Below are 24822 nucleotides of genomic sequence, written 5' to 3' on the forward strand. Positions count from 1 at the left end.
CTATTGTTATCCCCTTTGATTACCATTCCTAATCACAATAACCACGTATCACAATAAGCTCTGCACTTTTTTCATGACAGCTAACACCTTATTGCTGTAATTCGGATCAGTGGCATACCCAGCCTGATGAATTTCACGAATAAATTGCTGCGGCTGGTTACTGTGCGTTAATGCTTTTGAATAACGCGGGTTGTGCTGTAAGAAATTAACAAAATCATCAAAGCTATGTTGGTAAGAATCATAAGATCGAAACGCCGCTTGCTCTTGTACGGCAATACCATCATGAAATTCTAATGTCTTAGTGGCAACTTTTTGCCCCTGCCAACGCGGATCAGCTTTAATATTAAATAAATTATTGCTTGAACCCAGAGCATTATTAATCACCTTCTTTCCCCACCCAGTTTCTAATGCTGCTTGTGCTATCAATAATGACGGATCAGTACCTAGCGCACGTGCTGCACGCTGAGCATAAGGCTTCATATAACTCACAAATGCTTCTGCAGAGGCAAAACTTGTCGGTTCAGTTGGTTTTAGTGGTAACTCTGTGGTTATCGTTGGCTTTGTTTTAGCGACAACCGTGGTCATTGTTGTTGAGTGTGACTGCTGCTTATCTGATGGATTCAGCTTACTGGCAGATGACTCTGCTAATGGCAACGCAATCGCATCAGTATTAATTGGACGAATTAAGAACGGCTGCGGCTGTTGTTGTGGATATAAATCGGTTGTTGGTTGATGCTGGCTATTATCTTGCAGCTCGCCTCCTAGCTGTTTAACAATCATATCTGCCAGCCCAAGACTACCAGTGGTACTTAACTGTGATGACATTTGCTCATCATGCATTTGTTGATAAAATTTACCGTTATTACTGCTCATTAAATCAGATTCAAATGCACTATTGGCTTCACGCATCGATTTAAATAACATCTGCGTAAAAATAGATTCAAATTGAACAGCAGCTTCACGTAAAGAGCCTTTTTTATCCTCGCCAATACCTGCCCGTAGGCGATCAAGGCTACTTAAATCATGAATAAAACCGGGCTCTATTTGTTTCATTACGGCTCTCTTAAATATCAGATAATAATTAGCTGGCCTTCAATGGCACCAGCTTGTTTTAATGCTTGTAAAATGGCCATCAAATCTGATGGTGCCGCGCCAACTTGATTGACCGCTCGCACTAATTCATCCAATGTCACTCCGGGTTCAAACTTGAACATGTGTGCATCTGATTCATTAACCGTAATCTGAGAATTAGGCACCACAACCGTATCGCCACCAGCAAAGGCATTAGGTTGGCTCACTTGTGGATTCTCTTTAATTGATACCGTCATACCACCATGGGTAATTGCCGCTGGACGTAATTTGACATGTTGTCCGATAACAATGGTGCCAGTACGTGAATTAACAATGATTTTGGCGGAGCCTTCAGCAGGATCAAATTCTAAATTTTCCACGGTCGATAAGAACGCAACGCGCTGACTAACATCACGTGGAGCACGCACGCGAATCGAAGTCGCATCGACCGCTGACGCCATTTGTGGTCCTAAAAATTGATTAATCGAATCGGACATTCGTTGTGCAGTGGTAAAATCAGACTCATATAAATTAAAAGTTAAATAATCACCACGGCCAAAGGGGTTTGAAACTTCTTGCTCAACCATTGCACCATTCGTGATTCGACCAACAGTAGGCGTATTACCAACAACTTTAGAACCGTCTGCGCCCTCGGCACTAAAACCGCCCACCACTAAACTGCCTTGTGCAATCGCATAGATTTTACCGTCAAGGCCTTTTAGAAACGTTTGTAGCAATGTACCACCACGTAAACTTTTCGCTGAACCAATCGAAGACACGGTAATATCAATGGTCTGCCCTTGTTTAGTAAACGCAGGTAAAGTGGCATTCACCGCAACTGCCGCGACATTTTTGGTTTTAGGTTTAGTACCTACAGGTAATTGAATCCCAAAATTTTGCAACATCGCATTAAAAGTTTGCTCAGTAAAAGGGGTGGTTTCGCCAGTTCCAGGTAAACCCACCACTAAGCCATAACCGACCAATTGGTTACTCCGTACGCCAGCAACTGCTGCAACATCTTTAATGCGTGCTGCCTGTACTGTCGAAGCAAATAAAGTGACAGCCAGTAAACATATTGTCGAAATTTTCAAACAACTCTCCGAGACAAGTTAAACGATAAATCAACCAACCTTATGCAAAGGCGAGATGAATAATGAGATTAAAAAGTTCTATTAAAAAGCAACATTAAAAAAGCGGGATAACCAATTTTGCTGCTGAACATCTTGGCGATCGCCAGTACCTGAATATTGAATTCGCGCATTAGAAATACGGGTTGAAGCAATAGTGTTATCTTGGTCTATATCATCCGGACGAATATTGCCGCTTACACGAATATATTCTTCGCCAGTATTGAGCATTAGCCATTTCTCACCGCGAATGACTAAATTTCCGTTGCTCAACACATCAATAACTTCAACAGAAATAGAGCCTTTAATACTGTTACTTTGATCTGCCGATGTGGATCCTTCAAAGGTATTATTATTTGCCATTGCATAAGACAGGGTGTAATCATGCAGAGTGACAGGTTTACCTCCTAACTCTATCGGTTTCATGTGAAGATCGGTTTTCTTATCAAGATCTGAACTGGCATTTTTCTTCGCGGTGGTTTTTTCTTCAAGCAAAATTGTCACAATATCACCGATACCACGCGGCTTAGTGTCATCATACAAATCTTGCGCTTGATCTTGATTAAATAGCGATCCAGTTGCAGTAGCATAATGTTCGGGCTTAGCTTGAGGTCGAACGGGATTCCACGCTGGATCGTTCATTTGAGCATCATCTCGCGCACGTAAGCGTTCAATCAAACTCTTAGATTCAGGTTGCTTACCTTCAACGGCATCAATATTAGTAGTGGCTTTTTCAATATCACTGCCTACTTTATCTGGCGTTGACATACAACCGCTTAAACCACAAACAAGTGCAATCAGTAGCCAGCGTCCATGTTTATTTGAATGTACTTTCACGGCAGTTTCCTAGCGAATAAACTTATAGTTGCTGATTAACGTAACTCAACATTTGATCAACGGTTGAAATCACTTTTGAGTTCATTTCGTAAACCCGTTGCGCTTCAATCATATTCACTAGCTCTTCAGTCACATTGACATTAGATGTTTCAAGCATTGATTGACGAATAGAGCCAAAACCTTCTAAACCTGGTGTACCTTCTTGAGGATCACCACTGGCCCCTGTAGGTAAAAATAAATTCTGTCCAATCGGCTCTAGTCCTGCGGGATTAATAAAATCAGTGGTGGTTAATTGCCCTAGCACTTCATTTTCTTGTTGATCACGAATACGCGCCGAGACTTCACCATCCGTACCGACCGTGATACCCACCGCATTATCAGGCACCACAATTTCAGGCTGAACTGGGTAACCACTACCACTAGTGACTAAAATACCTTGATCGTTAATCGTAAATTGACCATTACGGGTATAGCCAATATTGCCATCAGGCAGTAAGACTTGGAAAAAACCATCGCCTTCGATCATCATATCCATGGCATTATTGGTGGTTTGCGTATTACCTTGAGTAAACACTTTTTGAGTCGCAACTACTTTTGAACCAGCACCCAACATTAAGCCACTTGGCGATGTCGTATCTTGGGTTGATTTACCGCCGGGCTGATTAATATTTTGATAAAAAAGATCTTCAAAAACCGCGCGACTTTTCTTAAAACCTATGGTTGATGCGTTAGCTAAGTTATTAGAAATAGTTGAAATATTGGTTTGTTGGGCATCTAAACCCGTTTTACTGACCCACAATGCTGGATGCATGATAATCGTCCTTTAGTTATTAGCTGATACGCATCAGAGAAGAAGATGATTTATCCATTTCTTCAGCGGTTTTCATTAACTTCACTTGCATTTCAAAGTGACGCTGTAAATCGATCATATTGGTCATTTCAGCTACCGCATTGACATTACTGCCTTCAAGCATGCCTTTGGCTAAACTGACGCTAGCATCAGCATCTAACGGCTCACGATTACCAATCATCTTAAAGAGACCATCTGTATCTTTAAACAGACTGCGATTTTCAGGTTTGACTAACTTAATACGATCAACCGTTACCATCACATCTGATGGTGCTCCCTTAGGGATTACTGAGACCGTACCATCTTGACTAATCTCAATTTTATTAATCGGTAGAGGAATGAAAATAGGGCTATCGTTGCGTCCAAGAACAAGCTGACCATTGCTATTTTGTAGCATGCCCATTTGATCAACGTTGAGATGGCCTGCACGGGTATACCCTTCCTGGCCACCCGCATCTTGAACCGTCAACCATCCATCACCTTGTACGGCAACATCAAGATCGCGACCAGTATTGATCATCGAACCTTGAGCAAAATCATTACCAGTACGCTCAGCCATAGCAAACACACGGCTCGGCACTCCCTCACCAAAAGCCTGCATACTACGCGCTTGCTGTAAATCAGCACGAAACCCCGTCGTACTAACGTTAGCAAGGTTATTAGCATGGACTCGCATGCCTTGCATATCTTGTTTTGCCCCGCTCATAGCGAGAAACAGCGCCCGATCCATTTTTTTGACACTCCTCTGTGCATTAGCCGATTTAAAGCAAAAATTACGCCAAGATGTGAATAAAGAATAACGAGTGCTAAGAATTGAGAACTAAAGAAATAAAAACGCCACCGATAACGGTGGCGTCGAGCGATTAATAATAATTAACGCATTTAAAATTAACGGATCTGAAGAATATTTTGTTGCAGCTGGTTATTAACATCCAATGCCCGTGAACTGGCTTGAAAGTTACGCTGGGCACTGATCAAATCCACCAGCTCTTGAGTCATATCAATGTTTGATTGCTCTAATGTGCCACTTTTTATAGCGCCAAATGAACCTTGAGATGCATCCCCCCATACTACTTCACCTGACTCTTGGGTAGCATTCCACAGCGAACCACCCAGTTGCGTAAGCCCTTGCTCATTAGCAACTCGTGCCATCGCTACACGGCCTACAACTAAATCTTTACCGTTTGAGTAAGATGCCATGATATTGCCATCAGGATCGATATCGACTTTAGATAAATACCCCGTCGTCGCACCATCAATATCTTGAAATTTACGCACTTCAAATGCAGAAGCATACTGGGTTGGCTCATCATAGTTCATAGTTAACGCTTGAGTTGCATCAGCGCCACCAACATCAATAAGTGCATTAGCAAAAGATTCTAATTGTATTTTTATCGGTGATGATGATGCATAAATAGGGTTACCATCAACATTTGCACTATCAACCAATAACACGCCTTTTTGGGATGCATTAGACACTAAAAAAGAGGCATCTTTTGCAGTTTGGATTGCTGCTCTTTTAGTTTCAGTGGTTGACTTAGGATCATCAAATATAATTTGCATGGCCTTAATTGCAGAATCAGCAGCAGCAACCGTCTTATCTATTTCATCTTTTATCACCACAGAATTAGGATATTTAGCCACATCCAATTGACTTAAACTACTAGAAACCTGATGACTTGCTGTATTTACTTTTAGATGCGCTTGATTCATAAGAGCACTAGAATTTTCATCCACTTTTACAGCAGCAACCGTTTCTGCAGCACTATCAACACTGATTTTTAATGCTGAATCCGTTGCTGTATATAATTGACCATTTGAATCAAACTTCATAACATAACCGATATGCTCTCGATTAATGCCATTCACACTATACGACTTGCCCTTCTCTTCATATCCTTCAGGTAAAGATCCTACTTCAGGATTAATTGGTGACTCTACACCACTATTATTTGTAATTGTTTGAAAAACACCCCATTCATTTTCATGCTTATTGGTACCCGCTGCCGCTTCTGGGTTATATTTTGCCACATAATAAGTTGTCATTTTATATGGCTTACCCAATGAGTCATAAACAGTTGAAGATGTAGAACGGCTAAATGAATCAGGATTTTTAAAATCAAAGGGTTGCGCTTTGGGTGCAGTTTCTTTATTAGGCAAATTCAGTGATATTTTAATTGTTCCTGATTTTGTTGGCTGTCCAAAAACATCATCAATTTTCAATGATTTCGCTTCATAAGAAGCTACAGTGTTTGAATCTTGGTTAACAGGATAGCCGAGTAAAAACTTTCCTTCCGCATTAACTAATTCATTTTCGTTATTTAATTGAAACGCACCATTACGGGTTAAATTACTATTTGACGCTTCATTTTTATTATTTGCCACCGCAAAAAAACCCGCACCAGATACCCGTAAATCTAACGGGTTATTGGTATAAATGCTTGAACCTTCATGGAACTGTTGTGCCACGGTTGAAGTTTGCACACCGCCACCCGTCGTGGTTTTAGCGTTTGAGAAGATGGAATTAGAATACACATCCCCAAACTCTGCTCGTGACTCTTTAAAACCAAAGGTATTGGCGTTAGCAATGTTATTACTGGTGGTATTTAAATCCTTTTGCGCAGCACCCAAGCCACTTAATGCGATATTCATGCTCATCGTAAATTATCCTTGTTGTGTACTAAGTGGTGCCGCAGATTGGGCGCTTTTACCAATTTGTAAAACTTCAGCCAAGTTGACCGGTTTGGTCACTCCTGCCAGATTTAACATTACTTTGCCGTCATTATTGCCCAATAAAACACTGTTAACGTTAGCGTGGGTTAACACTTCAAATTGCTGGCTTTCGCCGCCAACAGTTCCCGAAACCGAAAAATTATACTTACCTTGTGGCATCACATTGCCAGCATCATCTTTGCCATCCCATGTAAACGGGTGTTCCCCTGTAGATTTTGCACCTAGAGTAACGGTTTTTACTAATACGCCTTGCTCATTTTCAACCCGCAGAATAGCGTTATCGACCCCTTGTTGCAGCCGAACCATGCCAGCCATTTCACCATCATGGTTTTTAAGTGCAGTGGCACTTGGAATAAGCACATCTTGCCCAACCAACGATGAAGCTTGTAAGGCTTGGTTTGATGTCATAGCACTATTGAGTGAGCCAAATTGCTCATTCATTTTATTGATACCATCAACGGTAGCAAAAGACGCCATTTGCGCGATCATTTGATCGTTACCCACTGGCTTAAACGGATCTTGCTGTGCTAACTGTTTAGTTAACAAAGATAAAAAATCATCTTGTTTTAATTGATTAGTGCCCGTTGTTGGTTGTTCCTGAGCAATTTTCTTATCTTGCATACCTTTTAACTGGTCAAGATAAGAAAGAGATTGCCCTGCACCGTTAATGGTTGTCATAACACAAATTCCTTAGCTTATTTGCCCATTTGCAAGGTTTTCATCAACATTTGCTTACTAGCATCTGCTACTTGAACATTATTTTGATAAGAGCGTGATGCGGAAATCATATTCGCCATTTCTTCCATCACATTGACATTAGGTTTGTAAATATAACCAGCGCTGTTCGCTAATGGATGCTCTGGATTATATTCCGCACTTAATGGCTCATTACTCTCTACGATCCCTTGTAGTTGTACGGGTACGCTAGCATCGCCTTGATAAGCACTATCAAGCGCTGCTGCAAAAATAGGATAACGTGCTTTATAGGTTTCTTGCGCTGAACTACTGACACTGTTGGCATTGGCTAAGTTACTTGAGGTGGTATTAAGTCGAACTGATTCAGCACTCATGGCAGAACCGGTCACATTGAAGATATTAAATAAACTCATCCATTATTCCCCTTTCAATGCCTTGGTTAGATTCTTAAATTTAGATCCTAAAAAATCGAGAGATGCTTGATATTCAATACTGTTTTGCATAAATAAATTTTGTTCTAATTGCGCATCAACAGTATTGCCATCACCAGTATCAGGCTGAGTTGGTACTCGATAAAGTTGTTCGCCACTGGCGGCAGGAGAGGCAGTAATATGCCGCCCATTAGTACGGCTAAGGCCAACGTTTGCCCCTGCGGTTGCCGATTGCAGGACGCGACTAAAGTCGATATCTTTTGCCTTAAAGCCGGGAGTATTAACATTAGCAAGGTTACTCGCTAACGTTTCTGCTCGTGTTGCACGAGCGCCAACGGTATATTGATGAATACCTAATGCTTTATCAAAAGAAATCGACATGCTTTGCCTCTACGGTGTTATTTACTGTCACAGTGACAACAGCAGTAAAGCAAAGACAATGCCAAGATGGAAAGAGAAAGAGGAAAAAATAGGAATAGCAGGAATAGCAGGAATAGCAGGAATAGCAGGAATAGCAGGAATAGCAGGAATAGCAGGAATAGCATACAAGGTCTGGTTCAGGGGTTCGAATCCTAAAATCCTCGCCCCTAAATTACCTGCTGTTGTTATTATTTCAATTTATAAATAATACCGGGATTACAACGTACCATTTCAAACCGATCGCAGAGTCCGGTTAATGATTCAGAAGCACCCAGAAATAAGTAACCACCAGGGTTTAAACTGGCCGCTAATTGATTCAGCACTTTGACTTTGGTTGCTGGTGAAAAGTAAATTAGCACATTCCGACAAAATATTACGTCAAATTTACCCAGTAGAACGTAGCTGTCTTTTAAATTTTGAGTGCGAAAATTAACCAATTGTTTTACGCGTTGATTAACTTGCATACCACCACTGATATGCGATTCAAAAAATAATCTTCGGCGCTCAACAGATAAACCACGACTTAGCGCAAGATTGTCGTAAACCCCTTCACGACACATATCAAGCATGGTTTGTGAAATATCTGTCGCCGTGATCTGAATACTCGGTAATAGCCCCGGCCGTTTTACTTGTTGCTCTAAAATAGTCATCGCCATTGAATACGGCTCTTGACCTGATGAACTTGCTGCTGACCATATTTTTAATGGCCTTCTATTCGCTGCAAGTTCAGGCAAAATTTTATCGGCTAAAACAGTGAATGGATAACTATCACGAAACCATAGTGTTTCATTTGTTGTCATTGCATCTATCACTGCAACCCGTAATTCTCGATTACGCCCTTTTAGTGCGCCTTGCAATAGATCAGACAAAGACAGTAACCCAAAACGTTTAATAAGAGGACTTAAACGACTTCGCACTAAATATTGCTTACTGTCCCCCAAAACAATGCCACACTGCGTCTCAAGAAAATGACAAAAGTCATAATAATCTTGATCATTAACCGTTAATGTTGTCATCAATTACTCTTTCTTATTTTTGTCGTTTACTGCACGTCGTATATCTTTATGATTAAGAGCCCATGCTAACAGCTGTCACTGTGGTCATGGCATCTTTTACTGCACGCCCTAGCTCATCAGGATTAAATTTAGGAATAAATGCATTAGCACCTACACGCTCAACCATTGCCTGATTAAATACACCACTCAATGATGTGTGTAAAATAACATGCAGATCTTTTAACGCGGGATCGTTACGAATCGCAGCCGTTAATGTATAACCATCCATTTCAGGCATTTCAATATCAGATATCACTAATGCTAATTGCTGATAAATACTGGCCTTTTGAGCCATTGTTTGCAGTGTTCTAAAGGCTTCTTTACCGTCTTTCACACAAATACAATCACAACCGATAGATTCAATTGCTCGTTGTACTTGCTTGCGTGCCACCATTGAATCATCAGCCACGAGCACCGTTTTAACTGTCGGTGTTATTAGACTAATTTCATCAAGTAATTCATTTGATAATCGAGTATCAACGGGTGAGATCTGATCAAGGATCTTTTCTACATCTAGAATTTCTACCAGTTCATCATCAATTTCAGTGACAGCGGTAAGATAATTATTTCGTCCTGCACCTTTAGGGGGCGGTAAAATCGCTTCCCAATTTATATTCACAATTCGCTCAACGGCTGACACTAAAAAGCCCTGCACCGAACGGTTAAATTCAGAAATAATAATAAAACAATTGCTGATATCTTCAACAGGTCGCCCCCCTGTAGCCAAACTCATATCTATCACTGAAATTGTTTGACCTCGAATATAAGCAATACCTTTAACAAACGGATGTAAATTCGGCATTGATGTTAACTTAGGGCACTGTAAAACTTCTTTAACTTTAAAGACATTAATCCCATATCGTTGACGACGATTAAGTCGAAAAGTAAGTAGTTCTAATCGATTTTGTCCAACCAACTGCGTACGTTGATTGACGGAATCTAAAATGCCAGACATGTGAAAGGGTTCCCTGTCTAAAAATATTAACAACACCAATACAAGCAATTTTTCTAATAATTACTTATGATAAGCCGCTTAATGATCGAATAACTAACACCGACAGAGAGCATACCGCCGTGATCACTCATCGATATTTAAACTTTATTGGCATTATTATCGGCAGTTTATTGCTGAACTTTAGTATTAATGTTAGTGCGATGCCGATCTCACAACAAAGTCTGATTCAACAAACGGCAGCAGATATTGTAAAGCGTTCATTAACACCATCTGATTTTGGTAATGTCAATATCACCGCAGCAACATTAGATTCTCGACTACAGTTTTCAACCTGCTCCAGTCCCCTAGTGGCAACTATACCGGGTAAACAAAATTTGTCTGGTAATGTGACCGTCCTCGTTCGCTGTAATAGTGAAAATTGGCAGTTGTATGTACCGGTTAATGTTCAACAAACACTGCCACAAGTCATTGCTACCACGCACCTTGGTCGCGGCGCTTTACTTAGTCACGCTAACGTAAAAATTGCGATGGTAGAAAGTCGTTTTCAACGTGGAGTCAGTTTTAATGATCCTCAGCAACTAATTGGTTCAAAAGTAAAACGAACGATAAAGGTAGGCGACGTTATTCAAGCAAATGATATCTGCTTAGTGTGTCGTAATGACAGTATTTTAATTCGTGCAGGTCAAACAGGGTTAGCTATTGTTACCACAGGAAAAGCATTATCTGATGGGGCTATTGGTGATGAGATTCGCGTGCAAAATAGTAAATCAAAACGGATCATTGACGGAGTCATTACTGCCGTTGGTGAAGTATCGGTAAAATATTAATAACGATATATAATAGGCTGATCCAAATCAAAACAATGAGCCATAATATTTTGGTGTTAGTAAACAAAAAAAGCTAAAGTTTATAGTCTATACGTCGATAATTAACTATAACTCTATTGGCATCGACAGGTACTAAATTATGACAAACATTGATCATCTGCGTGGTGGACAACCACTAAATACACCCCGTGCGGTTAACCATACTAAAACGGCTACCACCAATACGCCCTCAACAACAATGGTAGAACCACAGCATGACGCGGTATCGTTAAGTTCTCAAGGTAAAGCTGTTGGTCAAATTCATCAACAATTAGCAGCAGAAACCAGTTTTGATGCAGCAAAAGTAGCTGAAATTAAACAAGCGATTGCAAATGGTAGCTATACAATTGATGCCGATAAACTCGCCAATAATATGATCAAATTTGAAGATGAACTTAATAGTCTTTAAATGCCAATGTTGTTTAAAACTGATGTTATTAAAAGGCTAATATTATTGCGTATTCACTGTAAGGATCTTGGTTATGAAACACACTATTGAGCAATTGCTTGAGCTTCAACACACGGCTTTGGTCTCTCTTGCTGAATTACTCAATCAAGAGAAAACAGCTATTGCTCATCGACGGGCGTTAGAAATAGAGCAATTTGCCAAAGAAAAACTAGCGCTGATCAATAGTATTCAACAACATGATTATCTCATTGCTCATCATTCACAACGACAACAATTACAAGATGATGCATTACTCCGTCAGCATGTTGAAGAAATTCAACAACTCGTGACACTATGCAAACAGCGTAATGACATCAATGGCGAAGTATTACAACGGACTCAATTAAGTTTTCATAAACTCAATAACCTATTTCAACAAAGCCGAGGTCGCCACCAGATGACCTATAATTGTGACGGTAAGGCGCAAAATGTTCGCTCATTAGGCACTAACCTTAAAGCCTAATAATTAAAACATCACTTGTTGATTATTCGGTACATGAAACACTTCACCATGTTGCTTCATACGTTCCATTAAGCCTAAATTTAATTCCATTTCAGTAACATAGCTATCACCAACAGGATAGCTACGAATAACTTTAGCTCCTCGAATGATACCATCTACAGCGCCATTCGTATTTTCAGGACCTAATTGTTGATTTGATAACGAGGTTGTCGCTGAGATTCGTAATCCATAAATTTGCTCTGACAATTCACGGTACGCATCCACTTTTGATGCACGCATTGCCCGTAAACTTTTTTCTTCTTGAGTACGCCCATTTTGCTCGCTAATCGACGCATAACCCACCGCAAAAACTCTCTCATTACTGTGGGTTAAATCAGGGTTACTACCACTGTTTGAAGCAGAGCACCCCGATATTAAGATTAATAACACCATTATTAGCCATTTAATCATCACTGTTATCCTTAAGGTCGAAGCACAATATTATTAGTAGTAGGCTGTTGTTGTTCCGTACGAATAATGACACCATTACGAATCTGAATTTTATTCATAAAATCCAAATCTCGTCCTATACGCTCTGCGGGTAAAAAGCCCTGCGCCGTCGCAATAACAACATGAGATCGCATTCCAATGATTCTCGCATTTACAAGAACACCACCGCTTTGACGTAACATGGTCCCTGTTAACACATAATCAACCGGTTGTTGCGCTGATAATTCTTGCCAATTACGGCTAATACTGAAATCACCATTACGCGTGACTTTAATCACACCCGTTGATTTGTAGTCAACGACTGTAAATCCTCGTTGCTGCATCTGAAACATAAAGTTTTCACTAACCACATTACCTAACCAATTAGTGACCCCCATATCTTGCAGATCAACAAACGACGTCACAGCCAAAGGCGTACTTGCAGTTAGATATTGATTGGACTCAATAAGTTGATTTGTGAGTCCTTCAACAAAATAATCGACCGTATGACGAGGCGTCGTTGTTAACGAATACCCTGCTGAAGAAAATTGCTCTTTACCGTTATAAACTTGGGGTCCAGCACAAGCTGTTAGTAGCAGCGCACACACCACCAGTATAATTTTGTTCATTGTTGGCCACTCTTGCTACGTGTGATAAGGAATATATCGTTCACGAATACAATTTCTTTAATGAGAAACACCAATTGGGAACACTCTTTGCATTCCTTTGTGGTTATGTCCCGATTAAAGCAAAAAACATACCTAAACTGGCCTTTTATGAATAAAAAATTATTACTCTGTTTGAGTGCGTTATGGCTATTCGTATCACACTCAAGTCACGCCCAATGGGTACAGGTGACAGGTGAAGCGACCATTCTAGAAAGTAAAGCAACGGCACGAGTCAATGCCTTAGAGAATGCAGTCTTTCAAGCAATGACATTTACAGGCGGTGAAATTGCGAGCCTACCAATGCTCAAAACCTACTTGCAAGAAGATCGGCAACAATACCGTTTTAGCGGTAATGAAATTCGACATATTAGCGTACTAGAGCAGAAAGATACTGGCGGCAAAATGTATGTTACGGCCAGAATAGATATTTACCCATCGGCAAAAAGTTGCCACAGGGTGCAATATAAGAAAGGATTATTACTAGGAAGGTTTTCACTCGCGGAACCGCAACAAGCGGCTATGGGAAGTATTTATCAGTTAGGGGATGATTTTTCAAAAGTCTTACAAAAAAGCATTCAACAACGTTCGCAAAGTTTTTTGGTGACGGGCGTTACTCAAGTGCCATTTAGTGCAAATCATGCCGATGCAATGATGATGCTAGCTGAAGACAATGATGCACAATATTTAGTCAGTGGTGAGATCACGGATATTTCCGCAACTGTTGATGATCACTTATTACAACCCAACACCATTAATCGTCAATTTGCACTAACACTTGATATTATGGATGGCAAAACAGGTGAGATAATCTACCAAAATAACTATCGTGATATTGGCTTATGGCCCTTTGCACGCACAAGTTATGTTGATACAAAAACAGCACGCTTTTGGGTATCCCCCTATGGACAAAGTATTCAACGTGTTACTCAAAATATGATGTTAGATATTGAGAGTGCACTTTCCTGCCGTGCTAGCCTCCCTGAAATAATTAATATTCATCAAGGTATCGCTCAAATTAATGTGGGCCGTGTACATGGGGTTCACAATGGCGATCAACTTAAATTATGGCATAGCGCGGGATTCATCGATCAAAAAGGAATTCCACGTAATCGCATGGTTGAAACAGCAATTACACTGACCGTTAATCGTGTCTATGAGAAATCAGCGGAGCTTAGTGTTAATCAGCCACAACTGGCTTCTAGCATTCAACCTGGTGATTTACTGACCAAGCAGTTGAATCAATAACACTATTTTCTTAAACTCTGCTAATTTTCGCGTATACTGTGCGAATGCTTCCTTAGCTCAGATGGATAGAGCGTCCCCCTCCTAAGGGGAAGGCCGCTGGTTCGACTCCAGCAGGGAGCGCCATATTAAAAAAAGCCAACCTATCGGTTGGCTTTTTTACATTCATACTATCCCCACTATTTAATTAATATCACTATAACTGTGATTGATTACTATAAAATAAAATTAAGCTATTAAAAATCAGCAGTAACATCATTATATTAATGTTAACTTGAAGCATAATCTTCTATTATTTGAACGTTGTTTTTTATTGTTTTTTATTTATACTACCTATAATTTATAAATATTTTTTTATACATTTATTGAGAACCTTTTTATGAAATTTAAATTAGCATCATTTATTATATCTGCCACACTTTTAATTCCAGCAACTGCAATGGCTAACACACCGGTTCAACTTTCTTTACCAGGCGTAAACCTACCTGCTGGTAATGTTTCTGGCGCTCGTTTAAACGTACTTTACGGACAAACAAGCCAAGTTGAAGGTGTTAACTTTTCACTATTAGGCTTATCGACTATTGATAACTTTACGGGTCTTAACTTTGGTTTAGCCTTTGGTGTTAACCATACCACCTCGAGCATGACAGGTTTAGAATTCGGTTTAGCTAACTGGAACGAAGGTAGTGCGACAGGTGCTGACTTTGGTTTAGTTAACTATACCGCTAGCAATTTCACAGGTGCTCAATTTGGTACCTTTAACTATGCGGGTTCTCTTAATGGCCTACAGTTTGGTTTTGTTAACGCAACAGATCATATCAATAAGGGTGTACAAATTGGCTTAATTAACTACGATAAGTCAGGCACTTTTGTAAGTAAAAACCTTCCAATTTTCCCAATTATTAATGCGCGTTTTTAAATATAACTAAACGCAAAAAACCTCGTCAGATAACCGACGAGGTTTTGAATTTGGTGGAGCTAAACGGGATCGAACCGATGACCTCTTCGCTGCCAGCGAAGCGCTCTCCCAGCTGAGCTATAGCCCCAATATAATGTTTATAGTATTGATATTTTTAATAAATGTCACGACTATAAAACAAAAAATGTGATCTACTTTGCGCTAGTTATAAAAAAGCGAAAACATCAGCGATGCTTCCGCTTGTCTTTATAAAAACAAATATTTAAGCGTTAGCTTCACGCTCTGCGATATAATCTAATGCCATCTTAATACGTGTAACAACACGCTCTTTACCAATCAATTGCATTACCGCATCAACTGATGGTGATTGGCCTTGACCAGTTACTGCAACACGCAGAGGCATACCTACTTTACCCATGCCTAACTCAAGCTCTTCACAAACTTGTGTTGTTACAGCATGTAGATTTTCAGTTGTCCATTCACCTAATGCTTCAACTTTAGCAAGTGCTAGTGCCAATGCATCTTTAGCAACTGGACGTAAGTGCTTCTTAGCCGCACCCGCTTCAAACTCACTGAAGTCTTGGTAGAAATAGCGTGATTGCTCTGCTAGTTCAATCAAAGTATGACAACGCTCACCCACTAACGTGATAACGTCAGTAATAGCAGGGCCATTTTCAATGGAAATTTGTTTTTGATCTAAATGCCATTGTAGGTATTTAGCAACATATTCAGGTGCTGCTGTTTTAATGTAATGGTTGTTTAGCCATAACAATTTATCAGTATTGAATGCTGATGCTGACTTGCTTACAGACTCAAGCGTAAAGCAATCAATCATCTCTTGTAGTGAGAAGATTTCTTGGTCACCATGCGACCAACCTAAACGAACTAAGTAGTTTAGTAGAGCATGCGGTAGGAAACCGTCATCACGGTATTGCATTACACCAACAGCGCCATGACGCTTAGATAATTTAGCGCCATCATCACCGAGGATCATTGCACAGTGCGCAAACTCAGGCACTGGTGCACCTAATGCTTCATAGATGTTGATTTGACGTGGCGTGTTGTTGATGTGATCTTCACCACGAACAACTTGAGTAATGCCCATATCCCAGTCATCAATAACAACACAGAAATTATATGTTGGGCTACCGTCTGTACGACGAATAATTAAATCATCTAGCTCGCTGTTAGCAATCTCAATATGACCACGGATCTTATCATCAAAGATCACTGTGCCTTCTTTTGGATTACGGAAACGAATACAGAAAGGTGAGTCAGCTGTTGCTGCTGCATTTGCTGCAACAATTTTTGGGTGATTAGCATCATAGCGCGGTTTTACACCGTCAGCCATTTGCTGCTCACGAATTTCATCAAGTAATTCTTTTGGGCAGTAACACTTATATGCTTTGTCTTCTGCAAGTAGTTGATCAACTACTTCGTTATAACGATCAAAACGCTTAGTCTGGTAGTAAGGACCTTCATCCCAATTTAATTCTAACCACTCCATGCCTTCCATGATCGCATCAATCGCTTCTTGCGTTGAACGCTCAAGATCTGTGTCTTCGATACGTAATACGAATTCACCGCCCATGTGTTTAGCAAATAGCCATGAATACAATGCTGTACGCGCACCACCAACGTGCAAAAAGCCTGTTGGGCTTGGTGCAAAGCGAGTTTTAACCGTCATTGAGATTACCTTATGAATGATGGATGGCACAGTAAAAGCTACTGTGCTGAATCTATTGGTAGGTATTTTAGCACTGTAACCAAGATCTACAATCTTTGATCTGTTTCACAAGACAAAATTCAATTTGATAATTATGACGTTATTACTACTGAACACTTCAAATTTTAAAAGTAAGACAGCTAAAAATAAAAAAGCATGATCATGCAACGATGAAGTACTTATTGACGTCATTACGAATGAAAATATGGCTAATACTTTATTCAATATAAAAATTAATTACTTTAACTTGCGAAATTACAATACCTAAACCAGACTGGAAGTGTAAATTTGCTAGCAACCTCTCAAAAAAAGGAACTAAATATGAAAAAACTTTTAGGACTTTGCGCTGGTGCACTTTTGATTATGCCGTTTACTTTGCAAGCAGAAGGTTATTCAAACAGTGGGAGTAGTGCGACAGGGCCAAGTGTTGAATGTCACTTACCTGATGGAACTAAAGATTATATGCCCGTAGTATTCTGTCAGCATAACAATGGCACGTATCACCTTTGATATGATTGAGGTAAAGCGTCAAATTATACTCAAAGACGCTTTATCTCATTAATATAACTTATAAATGTTTTAATCCCCAAGACATGAACTGTTGCTTTTCTTCTGGGCTTAAAGATGTAAAAGCATTTTTCAAAAATACCATTTTCGCTTCTGGCGATGGCTTCACATCTGAAGGCGTGAACACTGCTTTAGTCTGCAACTGCGGTTCAGGTGACACTTGAGTTACAGCAGCAATACCACCTAATTTATTGTAATTAGCAACTTCTCTTTCATAGTCACGGAAGTTCTGTAATCCATTATTATCTAATTGCTTTAATTCAAACGCAACATCCTCACCATTACTGTTTTTTAATTTTATCTGTGGTGATTTATCAAATGATTTAGCTTGATCTAATGTTCTAATATTAGGGTAACTTAGCGTAAGAACTGAATCTTGACTTTCAAATTTAATTAATAGCGGTATTGAGTTAAATTTTTTCTTAGCGGCATCTTCTAAAACAATTTTACCCATCTGGAATAAAATCTGATTTTCACCGTTTGGTAAAATAATATTATTAGTACCTTGAATAAAAGACCAACCTTCCGCTTTCCCATTAACAACAACGGCATTCATTTCTTTCGCTGATTGTAATTTAACATCAGCATAAATATTGCTAGAAAACAGCGATACTAGCGGTAACAAGCAACAAATTATCTTTTTTTTCATACAAAGTACCCTGCTTATATTTAAATAAAAGAACGAGCATTTGCTCGTTCTTTATAAGACTAATAATTAATAATTGATTATTAGAAGTAGTATTCAACACCCACAGAGTATTCCATGAACTCTGGATTTGCATTATCTACACGATTACTTTCGCCGTCACCACGTTCAACGTGACGAACACGAGTGTAAACAACTGCTGATGGATCAATGAAGTACATTACTTGACCAGAAATTACAGAGTCATCAGTATGTGCGATTTTTTGACCGCCATCTTCTAACTTATCATTCGCTGCGTAACCGATTTTGAATTGGTAATCAGATACATTGTACATAACACCAACGGTGTATGAATTTTGGCTTTGATCATCATCACCAGCGACTTGAGCTTCAGCTTCCATCATCTTATATTGAGCAAAGAAGCCAAGACCGTTCTCAAAGTTACCTTGAGCACCCACTAAGTAAGTGTCGTTTTTCCAGTCACTAGTATTATTATGCTCGTAAGCACCTTGTAAAGTAAGGCCACCAAAAGTGTAGTGTGCAGCAGCGCCAGCCCAGTTGCTATCTGATTCAGCAACTTTATCACCACGACCGAATGCTAAGTCAACACTGAAACCGCCCCAAGTAGGAGAGTCCCAACGAACTGTGTCAGATTGACGATCTTGGTATGGTGCACCAGCGATACCGTAACCCCAGTCGTAAACATCACCTAGGCCAGGGTTTGATCCAGGCCAGTCAATGATTTCATAAATTGGTGTTAGCACACGACCAATACGGATTTTACCCCAAGAATCGCCCTCAAAACCAACGAAAGTATCACGAACACCTAGTTTACCATCTGCGCCAGGTGCAGCACTGCTACCACCAACATAACCAGATTCAATCTGCCAAATAAATGTTGGTCCTTTAGCTAAATCTTTACTACCACGGAAACCAATACGTGATTCGTTATTTAATTTCCAGTTGCTATCTTCCTGCCAAAGCTTTTTACCCGCTTCATTGTAATCACGAGTTAAGGCTTGCATCGCAATAACACCGTATACTTCATACGAAAATGATTCTTTTAATTTTTCGATAGATACAGCATCTGCATCTGCAGCAAAAGCAGAGCCAGACATAACTAGTGATGATACTGCTAGTGCAAGTAAAGATTTTTTAATTTCCATGGAATAACTCCTAAAAGATATTAGCTGTTTACTTGCCCCTGAAAGGTTGGCCGCCGAAGGTGGCAAGTAAATCTCCTATATGTCAGCCGAATCAATTCGACCAATGCATATTATTTCGTTTTAAATTGAACTTTTAACTTACTTCGGCATTAAGACTACTTTCGCGGCGCAAAACATCAATAAGAACTTACTTTTTAATATTGAAAATATGATTGAGTGCAAACTTTTGACGCTATCGTGATCAATGTCATATGTTTATATCACCATTCAAAACCAAAAAAATAAAACAATAAAAACAACAAGTTAAATAAAGATAAACCTATTATTGTGAACAGTGTCGTATTTTATAAATACAATGATTAATAATATACAAAACAACACTTTCATTGTTGCTTATATAAAACATTGGTTATGTCCACCATTAAATAAACGCTAAAAATTAAGTCTTTCATCAATAATAATTACTGATTTATACCCAAAAAAAAGCCCCACAAGGTGGGGCCTCAGTCTCAAATATTGTTCTTTTTATGCGTTATTGATTAAATCGACTAGCTGTTGTTCATCCCAAATTTCAATATTTAACTCTTGAGCTTTGGTTAATTTAGAGCCAGCGGCTTCACCTGCAACTAATAAATCAGTCTTTTTAGAAACACTGCCCGTCACTTTCGCCCCTAATGCTTGTAATGCCGCTTTAGCATCACCACGGGTTAATTGTGATAATGATCCTGTTAGCACAACGACTTTACCCTCTAGCGGTAATTCAACACCCGCTTGTGGCTTTTCAATTACAGGCCAATGAATGCCTTGTGCTAATAACTCTTCAATAACAGCAGTGTTATGCGGTTCACGGAAGAAATTGAACAAATGAGCGGCAACCACTTCACCGACATCAGGTACTTTTATTAACTGATCTTTAGACGCCAGACTGATCGCCTCTAATGTTTCAAAATAATTAGCAACATTAGCAGCGGTTGCTTCACCCACTTCACGAATCCCTAATGAATAAATAAACCGTGCGAGGGTTGTTTGCTTAGACGCAGATAAAGCATCAACTAATTTTTGCGCAGATTTAGGCCCCATACGTTCAAGTACCGTTACCTCACCAGCACTAAACTTAAACAAGTCAGCAGGCGTCATCACCATCTCGCGATCAACCAATTGCTCAATGACTTTTTCACCACAGCCATCAACATCTAATGCTTTTCGTGAAACAAAATGCTTTAGTGCTTCTTTACGTTGCGCTTGGCAAAATAAGCCACCAGAACAACGCGCTACAGCCTCCCCTTCAACCCGTTCAACTTTAGATTGGCACACAGGGCATTGTGTTGGAAAGACTATCTCAACAGCATCAGCAGGACGACGAGATTCAACCACAGCGGCTATTTGAGGAATAACATCACCAGCACGACGAATGATCACCGTATCACCAATCATAACGCCTAAACGTGACACTTCATCAGCATTATGCAGTGTCGCATTACTGACCGTAACACCACCAACAAATACCGGTTCTAATTTTGCTACTGGTGTAATTGCACCGGTACGTCCCACTTGAAATTCAACATTATTTAAAATGGTCATTTCTTCTTGGGCTGGAAACTTATAAGCAATCGCCCAACGTGGTGCACGAGCAACAAATCCTAACTGCAACTGCAGATCTAATTGATCAACCTTGATCACGACACCATCAATTTCATACCCTAAGGATTGACGTTTATCACCGATCATTTGATGATATTCAATCACCGCCTCAATGCTATCAACCATGCTAATTTCTGGGCACATGGGTAGACCCCATGCTTTAAGCTGGCATAGACGCTGATATTGAGTGTCTGCTAATTCACGTCCCTCAACGACTCCTACCGCATAAGCATAAAAACTAAGTGGACGCGTTGCTGTAATTTTAGGATCAAGCTGACGTAAACTTCCGGCAGCAGCATTACGTGGGTTAGCGAAAGTTTTAAGGCCTTTTTTAAGCGCATTTGCATTCAGCTCATCAAAGCCTTTCTTTGGCATAAAGACTTCACCGCGCACTTCCAAACGCTGTGGCCAATCATCACCGCGTAAACGTAGTGGGATTGCACCAATCGTACGTACATTATGAGTAATATTTTCACCCGTTGTACCGTCCCCCCGTGTTGCTGCTTGCACAAGAATGCCATTCTCATACAGTAAACTTACCGCTAATCCATCCAACTTAGGTTCACAGCAGTAATGAATACTGCTGTTATCACGTAATCGATCTTGAAGACGTTTTTGAAAGTCACGTAAATCATCATCATTAAACGCATTACCTAATGATAACATTGGAATTTCATGGGTTACTTGAGTGAAACCGTCTAGGGCACTGCCACCAACACGTTGGCTTGGTGAGTCAGGTGTTACCCACTGTGGGTGTTCGGCTTCTATCGCCAATAACTGTTGCATTAGACGATCATATTCAGCATCCGGTATCTCAGGGTTATCTTCAACGTAATAACGATGGCCATGATAATCTAATTGTTGTTTTAAGCTGGCAAGTTGTTGCTGAAGGTCGGTGCTCATTTCAATTCCTACCTGAAGAAAATGTTGATTAATGACTCGGATTACAAAACAGTAAATCATTATGGTTATATCAGTAGATACAATAAAATTCAGGCCCCCGAAGGAGCCTGAATTTTCATCAATAATAATAGTTTATCAATTTAGCATTGATTATATTTTACTGATTTTTCTCGATATGCTGCAATACGATTTGGTGTGATCATCACACGATCTTGATCCATCACATCCGCATTAAGTTGGTCGGCAATTTGCTGCGCTGTTTGCAACATCATATTGAAGTTACTTGACGCTTTACCATGACACGGCAACATTAAGAAAAAACCAATCCCGGGAGTTTCAAAATGTTGATAATTCGTTTCAGGAAATGTGCCAGGATTAAGCAAGTTAGTCACTGAGAAAATAACAGGTTCAGTGCCAGCTAAATCAGCATGACGATGGAAAACTGAATTCTCACCAAAGATTAATCCATTACGCTCTAAACAAGCAAATAATGATGGACCACGTAGCACTTTCCCCTTACGAGCATGTACACAAACAGATAAATAACTTGGTGGTAGAGGTTCAGGCTCAGGTAAAACTTCAGGCTCAACAATAGTTTCAGGCTCTGAAATAACCTCAGGTTCAGGTACTACAGCGGTAACAACTTCCGCTTTGATTTCATCTTCATCTACTGGTGTAAAAATAGGAGTTGGAGCAATCGTTACATCTTCTGTAATTGTTGGCTTAACATCCGTAACTTCAGTTGCAACGCTTGGTTGAGCTGCAACGCTTGGTTGAGGCGCAACGCTTGGTTGAGGCGCAGCGCTTGGCTGAGCTGCAACGCTTGGTTGAGGCGCAACGCTTGGTTGAGGCGCAACGCTTGGCTGAGCTGCAACACTTGGTTGAGGCGCAACACTTGGTTGAGGCGCAACACTTGGTTGAGGCGCAACGCTTGGCTGAGCTGCAACACTTGGTTGAGGCGCAACACTTGGTTGAGGCGCAACACTTGGCTGAGGCGCAACACTTGGCTGAGGCGCAACACTTGGCTGAGGCGCAGCACTTGGCTGAGGCGCAGCACTTGGCTGAGGCGCAACACTTGGCTGAGGCGCAACACTTGGTTGAGGCGCAACACTTGGCTGAGGCGCAACACTTGGCTGAGGCGCAACACTTGGCTGAGGCGCAACACTTGGCTGAGGCGCAACACTTGGCTGAGGCGCAACACTTGGTTGAGCTGGTGAACCAATGTGCATTTGTGGCTCAATACGCTCATTTGAAACGACTTTTGCTGGTGTAATTGTGCTTTGAGGCGCAGTTTCACCTAATAATGGATCATGTTGAGGTCGTTCACCAAAACTAAAACCGGGTTCTTTACGTTTTGACACTGGTTTTGTTGTCGTTGTTATAGTGTCTACTTGGTTTGATTTAGTCTCAGTCACTTCCGGCGCAGTATTCACAACACGGACGTCACTAACACTCTCTTGTGCAATATCTTGACTATCAAGATTTGCTTCATCTATTTTACTTAGTGGTTTCTCACCAAATTTAGCTGGTTTTTCTTTTCTACTTGTCCATAGACCATGAAAAAGAAGCGCTGCGATTGCTAACGCACCAACAATAATAAGAACCAGACGCAATTCCTGCATATGAATACTCTAAATTAACTCGTTGTCCCTTTACGGGGTTAATAATAGAAAAAAATCTACTAGGAAACTTAATATCTAGTTAGAATTTCTCACCGAATGACTTACTGTACCAAAACTCACTTGACAATGAGAACATGAATATCGAGATTCCATCAAGGATAGTGTCAGCTTGACGTTTTTTGTACAAATTTACATCATTTTTGTATTATGACTCATCCTTTTTATTTTGTTGTTAAAGTAGTGACAACAATTTTGTGGTTTGATTCCATCCTACCGCTACCGTTAACATTGATAAAGAAACCTAAACAAATGAACAGTAAAACACTAAAAAATGCTTGTTCAGGAGAAAGAAATGCCACAGCAGCATAATATACAACCAACAACCAGCGGTGCTGGTTATTTTTTTCAAGGCCTAAAACTCGCCTCACAACCAGGAACGCGACGTTTTGTTCTTATTCCTTTATTGATCAATATTGTATTACTTGGTAGTGCTTTTGCCACTTTATTAGATCATCTTAGTGGTTGGATTAACCATTGGCTAAGCTACTTACCAAGTTGGCTTGATTGGCTTTCTTATATTTTATGGCCATTACTGGCGATTGCAGCTCTGGTAACTTTCTCATACTTCTTTAGTACGATTGCAAACTGGATTGCAGCACCATTTAATGGATTATTAGCTGAATATCTTGAGGCCAAACTAACCGGGCAAACCCCTCCCGATGATAATTTAAAAGCATTAATAAAAGATCTCCCTCGCACCATGGGTCGAGAATGGATCAAGCTTAAATATTATCTGCCTAAAGCGATTGGATTACTTATTTTAATGTGGATTCCAGCCATCGGCCAGACAGTCGCACCGGTGTTATGGTTCTTATTTAATGCTTGGATGATGACTATCCAATATGTTGATTATCCATTTGATAACCATAAAGTACCATTCCCTGAGATGCGCGATGCTCTTAAACAAAAAAGAGGTCAAGCATTAAGTTTTGGCGCTGTCGTTATGCTATTAACCATGGTGCCTATCATTAACTTATTTGTAATGCCAATTGCCGTATGTGGTGCAACCGCTATGTGGGTTGATCATTACCGCACACAATTTAAACGCTATTAATCTAAATTTATCGCTAAATAAAGGTCAATCACTATTGTTGCATTGACCTTATTTGCTTTTACTTTCAATAAAAAAATGTCACTTAAGCGACAAAAAACCATCATCATTTACAAGCTAGACACTCAGTACAGTATTCACTGTCACATAATAACAATAAGATATAACCATTAATTACTTTGCAAATATTG

26 protein-coding genes, 2 tRNA genes and 1 pseudogene are annotated in these 24822 nt (G+C 40.0%); 9 read left to right on the top strand and 20 right to left on the bottom strand.

Features of this window, described 5'->3' with window-relative positions:
* Nucleotides 1–48: 48 nt before the first annotated feature.
* From flgJ to flgB, 10 genes and pseudogenes are all read right to left on the bottom strand, one after another.
* Nucleotides 49–1053, bottom strand: coding sequence for a flagellar assembly peptidoglycan hydrolase FlgJ (gene flgJ, locus VXS03_RS02760; RefSeq protein ID WP_327761857.1), 1005 nt, complete (start codon nt 1051–1053; stop codon nt 49–51).
* 17 nt (nt 1054–1070) lie between these two features.
* Nucleotides 1071–2162: a flagellar basal body P-ring protein FlgI gene (locus VXS03_RS02765; RefSeq protein ID WP_327761858.1), complete on the bottom strand. Its 1092-nt coding sequence runs from the start codon at nt 2160–2162 to the stop codon at nt 1071–1073.
* Nucleotides 2163–2243: 81 nt separating this feature from the next.
* Entirely contained in the window at nt 2244–2966 is a 723-nt protein-coding gene (locus tag VXS03_RS02770; RefSeq protein WP_327762034.1) for a flagellar basal body L-ring protein FlgH, read from the bottom strand.
* Nucleotides 2967–3057: 91 nt separating this feature from the next.
* Nucleotides 3058–3846 carry a flagellar basal-body rod protein FlgG gene (gene flgG / locus VXS03_RS02775; RefSeq protein ID WP_080157004.1) on the bottom strand — a complete coding sequence of 263 codons (789 nt, stop codon included), beginning with the start codon at nt 3844–3846 and terminating at the stop codon, nt 3058–3060.
* Nucleotides 3847–3865: 19 nt separating this feature from the next.
* Nucleotides 3866–4615 (bottom strand): flagellar basal-body rod protein FlgF, encoded by a 750-nt coding sequence (flgF, locus tag VXS03_RS02780; RefSeq protein ID WP_327761859.1) that lies wholly within the window; start codon nt 4613–4615, stop codon nt 3866–3868.
* A 158-nt stretch (nt 4616–4773) separates the two neighbouring features.
* A complete protein-coding gene (locus VXS03_RS20255; RefSeq protein ID WP_442957413.1) occupies nt 4774–5598 on the bottom strand; it encodes a flagellar hook-basal body complex protein in 825 nt (274 codons plus the stop codon).
* A pseudogene (locus tag VXS03_RS20260) lies at nt 5599–6543 on the bottom strand (flagellar hook-basal body complex protein); the annotation flags it as partial.
* Between the two features lie 6 nt (nt 6544–6549).
* Entirely contained in the window at nt 6550–7296 is a 747-nt protein-coding gene (gene flgD / locus VXS03_RS02790; RefSeq protein ID WP_327761861.1) for a flagellar hook assembly protein FlgD, read from the bottom strand.
* Nucleotides 7297–7313: 17 nt separating this feature from the next.
* On the bottom strand, nt 7314–7727 hold the full coding sequence (flgC, locus tag VXS03_RS02795) for a flagellar basal body rod protein FlgC (RefSeq protein ID WP_327761862.1): 414 nt from the start codon (nt 7725–7727) through the stop codon (nt 7314–7316).
* A gap of 3 nt (nt 7728–7730) precedes the next feature.
* The gene (gene flgB, locus VXS03_RS02800) at nt 7731–8126 is read right to left on the bottom strand and encodes a flagellar basal body rod protein FlgB (protein ID WP_327761863.1); all 396 of its coding nucleotides are present in this window, start codon (nt 8124–8126) and stop codon (nt 7731–7733) included.
* A gap of 58 nt (nt 8127–8184) precedes the next feature.
* Here flgB and VXS03_RS02805 point away from each other — a divergent pair, with 58 nt between their 5' ends.
* Nucleotides 8185–8373: a hypothetical protein gene (locus tag VXS03_RS02805; RefSeq protein WP_327761864.1), complete on the top strand. Its 189-nt coding sequence runs from the start codon at nt 8185–8187 to the stop codon at nt 8371–8373.
* On the opposite strand, the gene VXS03_RS02810 is transcribed toward VXS03_RS02805, so the two are convergent.
* Complete coding sequence (locus tag VXS03_RS02810) at nt 8354–9181, bottom strand: CheR family methyltransferase (RefSeq protein WP_327761865.1); 828 nt, start codon at nt 9179–9181, stop codon at nt 8354–8356. The two genes, VXS03_RS02805 and VXS03_RS02810, sit on opposite strands and share 20 nt — an antisense overlap.
* Nucleotides 9182–9233: 52 nt before the next feature.
* Nucleotides 9234–10175, bottom strand: a complete 942-nt coding sequence (locus tag VXS03_RS02815; protein ID WP_327761866.1) for a chemotaxis protein — start codon at nt 10173–10175, stop codon at nt 9234–9236.
* Between the two features lie 122 nt (nt 10176–10297).
* Between VXS03_RS02815 and flgA the strand changes: the two genes are divergently transcribed.
* From flgA to VXS03_RS02830, 3 genes are all read left to right on the top strand, one after another.
* Nucleotides 10298–11002 (top strand): flagellar basal body P-ring formation chaperone FlgA, encoded by a 705-nt coding sequence (gene flgA / locus VXS03_RS02820; RefSeq protein ID WP_442957414.1) that lies wholly within the window; start codon nt 10298–10300, stop codon nt 11000–11002.
* 139 nt (nt 11003–11141) lie between these two features.
* A complete protein-coding gene (flgM, locus tag VXS03_RS02825; protein ID WP_327761868.1) occupies nt 11142–11450 on the top strand; it encodes a flagellar biosynthesis anti-sigma factor FlgM in 309 nt (102 codons plus the stop codon).
* 73 nt (nt 11451–11523) lie between these two features.
* Nucleotides 11524–11952, top strand: a complete 429-nt coding sequence (locus VXS03_RS02830; RefSeq protein ID WP_327761869.1) for a flagella synthesis protein FlgN — start codon at nt 11524–11526, stop codon at nt 11950–11952.
* A 3-nt stretch (nt 11953–11955) separates the two neighbouring features.
* Here the strand turns inward: VXS03_RS02830 and VXS03_RS02835 are convergent, their stop codons facing one another.
* Together VXS03_RS02835 and VXS03_RS02840 are read right to left on the bottom strand one after the other, a co-directional pair.
* Nucleotides 11956–12402 (bottom strand): LPP20 family lipoprotein, encoded by a 447-nt coding sequence (locus VXS03_RS02835; RefSeq protein ID WP_327761870.1) that lies wholly within the window; start codon nt 12400–12402, stop codon nt 11956–11958.
* A gap of 11 nt (nt 12403–12413) precedes the next feature.
* Nucleotides 12414–13049, bottom strand: a complete 636-nt coding sequence (locus VXS03_RS02840) for a FlgO family outer membrane protein (RefSeq protein WP_327761871.1) — start codon at nt 13047–13049, stop codon at nt 12414–12416.
* Nucleotides 13050–13196: 147 nt separating this feature from the next.
* Between VXS03_RS02840 and VXS03_RS02845 the strand changes: the two genes are divergently transcribed.
* The 3 genes from VXS03_RS02845 to VXS03_RS02855 all read left to right on the top strand — a co-directional run bounded on the left by VXS03_RS02845 (nt 13197) and on the right by VXS03_RS02855 (nt 15249).
* Entirely contained in the window at nt 13197–14333 is a 1137-nt protein-coding gene (locus VXS03_RS02845) for a flagellar assembly protein FlgT (protein WP_327761872.1), read from the top strand.
* A gap of 46 nt (nt 14334–14379) precedes the next feature.
* Nucleotides 14380–14456: transfer RNA gene (locus VXS03_RS02850), tRNA-Arg, on the top strand.
* A 253-nt stretch (nt 14457–14709) separates the two neighbouring features.
* Nucleotides 14710–15249, top strand: coding sequence for a hypothetical protein (locus tag VXS03_RS02855; RefSeq protein ID WP_327761873.1), 540 nt, complete (start codon nt 14710–14712; stop codon nt 15247–15249).
* Between the two features lie 51 nt (nt 15250–15300).
* Here the strand turns inward: VXS03_RS02855 and VXS03_RS02860 are convergent.
* Nucleotides 15301–15376 (bottom strand) — tRNA-Ala (locus tag VXS03_RS02860).
* Nucleotides 15377–15511: 135 nt separating this feature from the next.
* A complete protein-coding gene (gene gltX / locus VXS03_RS02865) occupies nt 15512–16936 on the bottom strand; it encodes a glutamate--tRNA ligase (protein ID WP_327761874.1) in 1425 nt (474 codons plus the stop codon).
* A 360-nt stretch (nt 16937–17296) separates the two neighbouring features.
* Here gltX and VXS03_RS02870 point away from each other — a divergent pair, with 360 nt between their 5' ends.
* Nucleotides 17297–17485, top strand: coding sequence for a hypothetical protein (locus VXS03_RS02870; protein WP_327761875.1), 189 nt, complete (start codon nt 17297–17299; stop codon nt 17483–17485).
* A 58-nt stretch (nt 17486–17543) separates the two neighbouring features.
* Here the strand turns inward: VXS03_RS02870 and VXS03_RS02875 are convergent, their stop codons facing one another.
* The 4 genes from VXS03_RS02875 to zipA form a co-directional block, all read right to left on the bottom strand.
* Complete coding sequence (locus tag VXS03_RS02875; RefSeq protein ID WP_327761876.1) at nt 17544–18191, bottom strand: YccT family protein; 648 nt, start codon at nt 18189–18191, stop codon at nt 17544–17546.
* An 80-nt stretch (nt 18192–18271) separates the two neighbouring features.
* Nucleotides 18272–19354 carry a porin gene (locus VXS03_RS02880; RefSeq protein ID WP_327761878.1) on the bottom strand — a complete coding sequence of 361 codons (1083 nt, stop codon included), beginning with the start codon at nt 19352–19354 and terminating at the stop codon, nt 18272–18274.
* A gap of 525 nt (nt 19355–19879) precedes the next feature.
* A complete protein-coding gene (gene ligA / locus VXS03_RS02885; protein WP_327761880.1) occupies nt 19880–21898 on the bottom strand; it encodes an NAD-dependent DNA ligase LigA in 2019 nt (672 codons plus the stop codon).
* 140 nt (nt 21899–22038) lie between these two features.
* Nucleotides 22039–23520 (bottom strand): cell division protein ZipA, encoded by a 1482-nt coding sequence (gene zipA, locus VXS03_RS02890; RefSeq protein ID WP_327761881.1) that lies wholly within the window; start codon nt 23518–23520, stop codon nt 22039–22041.
* A 352-nt stretch (nt 23521–23872) separates the two neighbouring features.
* On the opposite strand from zipA, the gene cysZ reads away from it, so the two are divergent.
* A complete protein-coding gene (gene cysZ, locus VXS03_RS02895; protein ID WP_327761882.1) occupies nt 23873–24634 on the top strand; it encodes a sulfate transporter CysZ in 762 nt (253 codons plus the stop codon).
* Nucleotides 24635–24822 lie beyond the last annotated feature (188 nt).

The organism is Photobacterium sp. S4TG1, assembly GCF_036040035.1.
In the GTDB taxonomy this organism is placed as follows: Bacteria; Pseudomonadota; Gammaproteobacteria; order Enterobacterales; family Vibrionaceae; genus Photobacterium.

Bases quoted from the DNA above. Each gene is read 5' to 3' on its own strand.
- flgJ (WP_327761857.1), bottom strand. From the start codon at position 1,053: ATGAAACAAATAGAGCCCGGTTTTATTCATGATTTAAGTAGCCTTGAT.
- VXS03_RS02770 (WP_327762034.1), bottom strand. From the start codon at position 2,966: ATGTCAACGCCAGATAAAGTAGGCAGTGATATTGAAAAAGCCACTACT.
- flgG (WP_080157004.1), bottom strand. From the start codon at position 3,846: ATGCATCCAGCATTGTGGGTCAGTAAAACGGGTTTAGATGCCCAACAA.
- flgF (WP_327761859.1), bottom strand. From the start codon at position 4,615: ATGGATCGGGCGCTGTTTCTCGCTATGAGCGGGGCAAAACAAGATATG.
- VXS03_RS20255 (WP_442957413.1), bottom strand. From the start codon at position 5,598: ATGAATCAAGCGCATCTAAAAGTAAATACAGCAAGTCATCAGGTTTCT.
- flgD (WP_327761861.1), bottom strand. From the start codon at position 7,296: ATGACAACCATTAACGGTGCAGGGCAATCTCTTTCTTATCTTGACCAG.
- flgC (WP_327761862.1), bottom strand. From the start codon at position 7,727: ATGAGTTTATTTAATATCTTCAATGTGACCGGTTCTGCCATGAGTGCT.
- flgB (WP_327761863.1), bottom strand. From the start codon at position 8,126: ATGTCGATTTCTTTTGATAAAGCATTAGGTATTCATCAATATACCGTT.
- VXS03_RS02805 (WP_327761864.1), top strand. From the start codon at position 8,185: ATGCCAAGATGGAAAGAGAAAGAGGAAAAAATAGGAATAGCAGGAATA.
- VXS03_RS02810 (WP_327761865.1), bottom strand. From the start codon at position 9,181: ATGACAACATTAACGGTTAATGATCAAGATTATTATGACTTTTGTCAT.
- VXS03_RS02815 (WP_327761866.1), bottom strand. From the start codon at position 10,175: ATGTCTGGCATTTTAGATTCCGTCAATCAACGTACGCAGTTGGTTGGA.
- flgM (WP_327761868.1), top strand. From the start codon at position 11,142: ATGACAAACATTGATCATCTGCGTGGTGGACAACCACTAAATACACCC.
- VXS03_RS02830 (WP_327761869.1), top strand. From the start codon at position 11,524: ATGAAACACACTATTGAGCAATTGCTTGAGCTTCAACACACGGCTTTG.
- VXS03_RS02835 (WP_327761870.1), bottom strand. From the start codon at position 12,402: ATGATTAAATGGCTAATAATGGTGTTATTAATCTTAATATCGGGGTGC.
- VXS03_RS02840 (WP_327761871.1), bottom strand. From the start codon at position 13,049: ATGAACAAAATTATACTGGTGGTGTGTGCGCTGCTACTAACAGCTTGT.
- VXS03_RS02845 (WP_327761872.1), top strand. From the start codon at position 13,197: ATGAATAAAAAATTATTACTCTGTTTGAGTGCGTTATGGCTATTCGTA.
- VXS03_RS02855 (WP_327761873.1), top strand. From the start codon at position 14,710: ATGAAATTTAAATTAGCATCATTTATTATATCTGCCACACTTTTAATT.
- gltX (WP_327761874.1), bottom strand. From the start codon at position 16,936: ATGACGGTTAAAACTCGCTTTGCACCAAGCCCAACAGGCTTTTTGCAC.
- VXS03_RS02870 (WP_327761875.1), top strand. From the start codon at position 17,297: ATGAAAAAACTTTTAGGACTTTGCGCTGGTGCACTTTTGATTATGCCG.
- VXS03_RS02875 (WP_327761876.1), bottom strand. From the start codon at position 18,191: ATGAAAAAAAAGATAATTTGTTGCTTGTTACCGCTAGTATCGCTGTTT.
- VXS03_RS02880 (WP_327761878.1), bottom strand. From the start codon at position 19,354: ATGGAAATTAAAAAATCTTTACTTGCACTAGCAGTATCATCACTAGTT.
- ligA (WP_327761880.1), bottom strand. From the start codon at position 21,898: ATGAGCACCGACCTTCAGCAACAACTTGCCAGCTTAAAACAACAATTA.
- zipA (WP_327761881.1), bottom strand. From the start codon at position 23,520: ATGCAGGAATTGCGTCTGGTTCTTATTATTGTTGGTGCGTTAGCAATC.
- cysZ (WP_327761882.1), top strand. From the start codon at position 23,873: ATGCCACAGCAGCATAATATACAACCAACAACCAGCGGTGCTGGTTAT.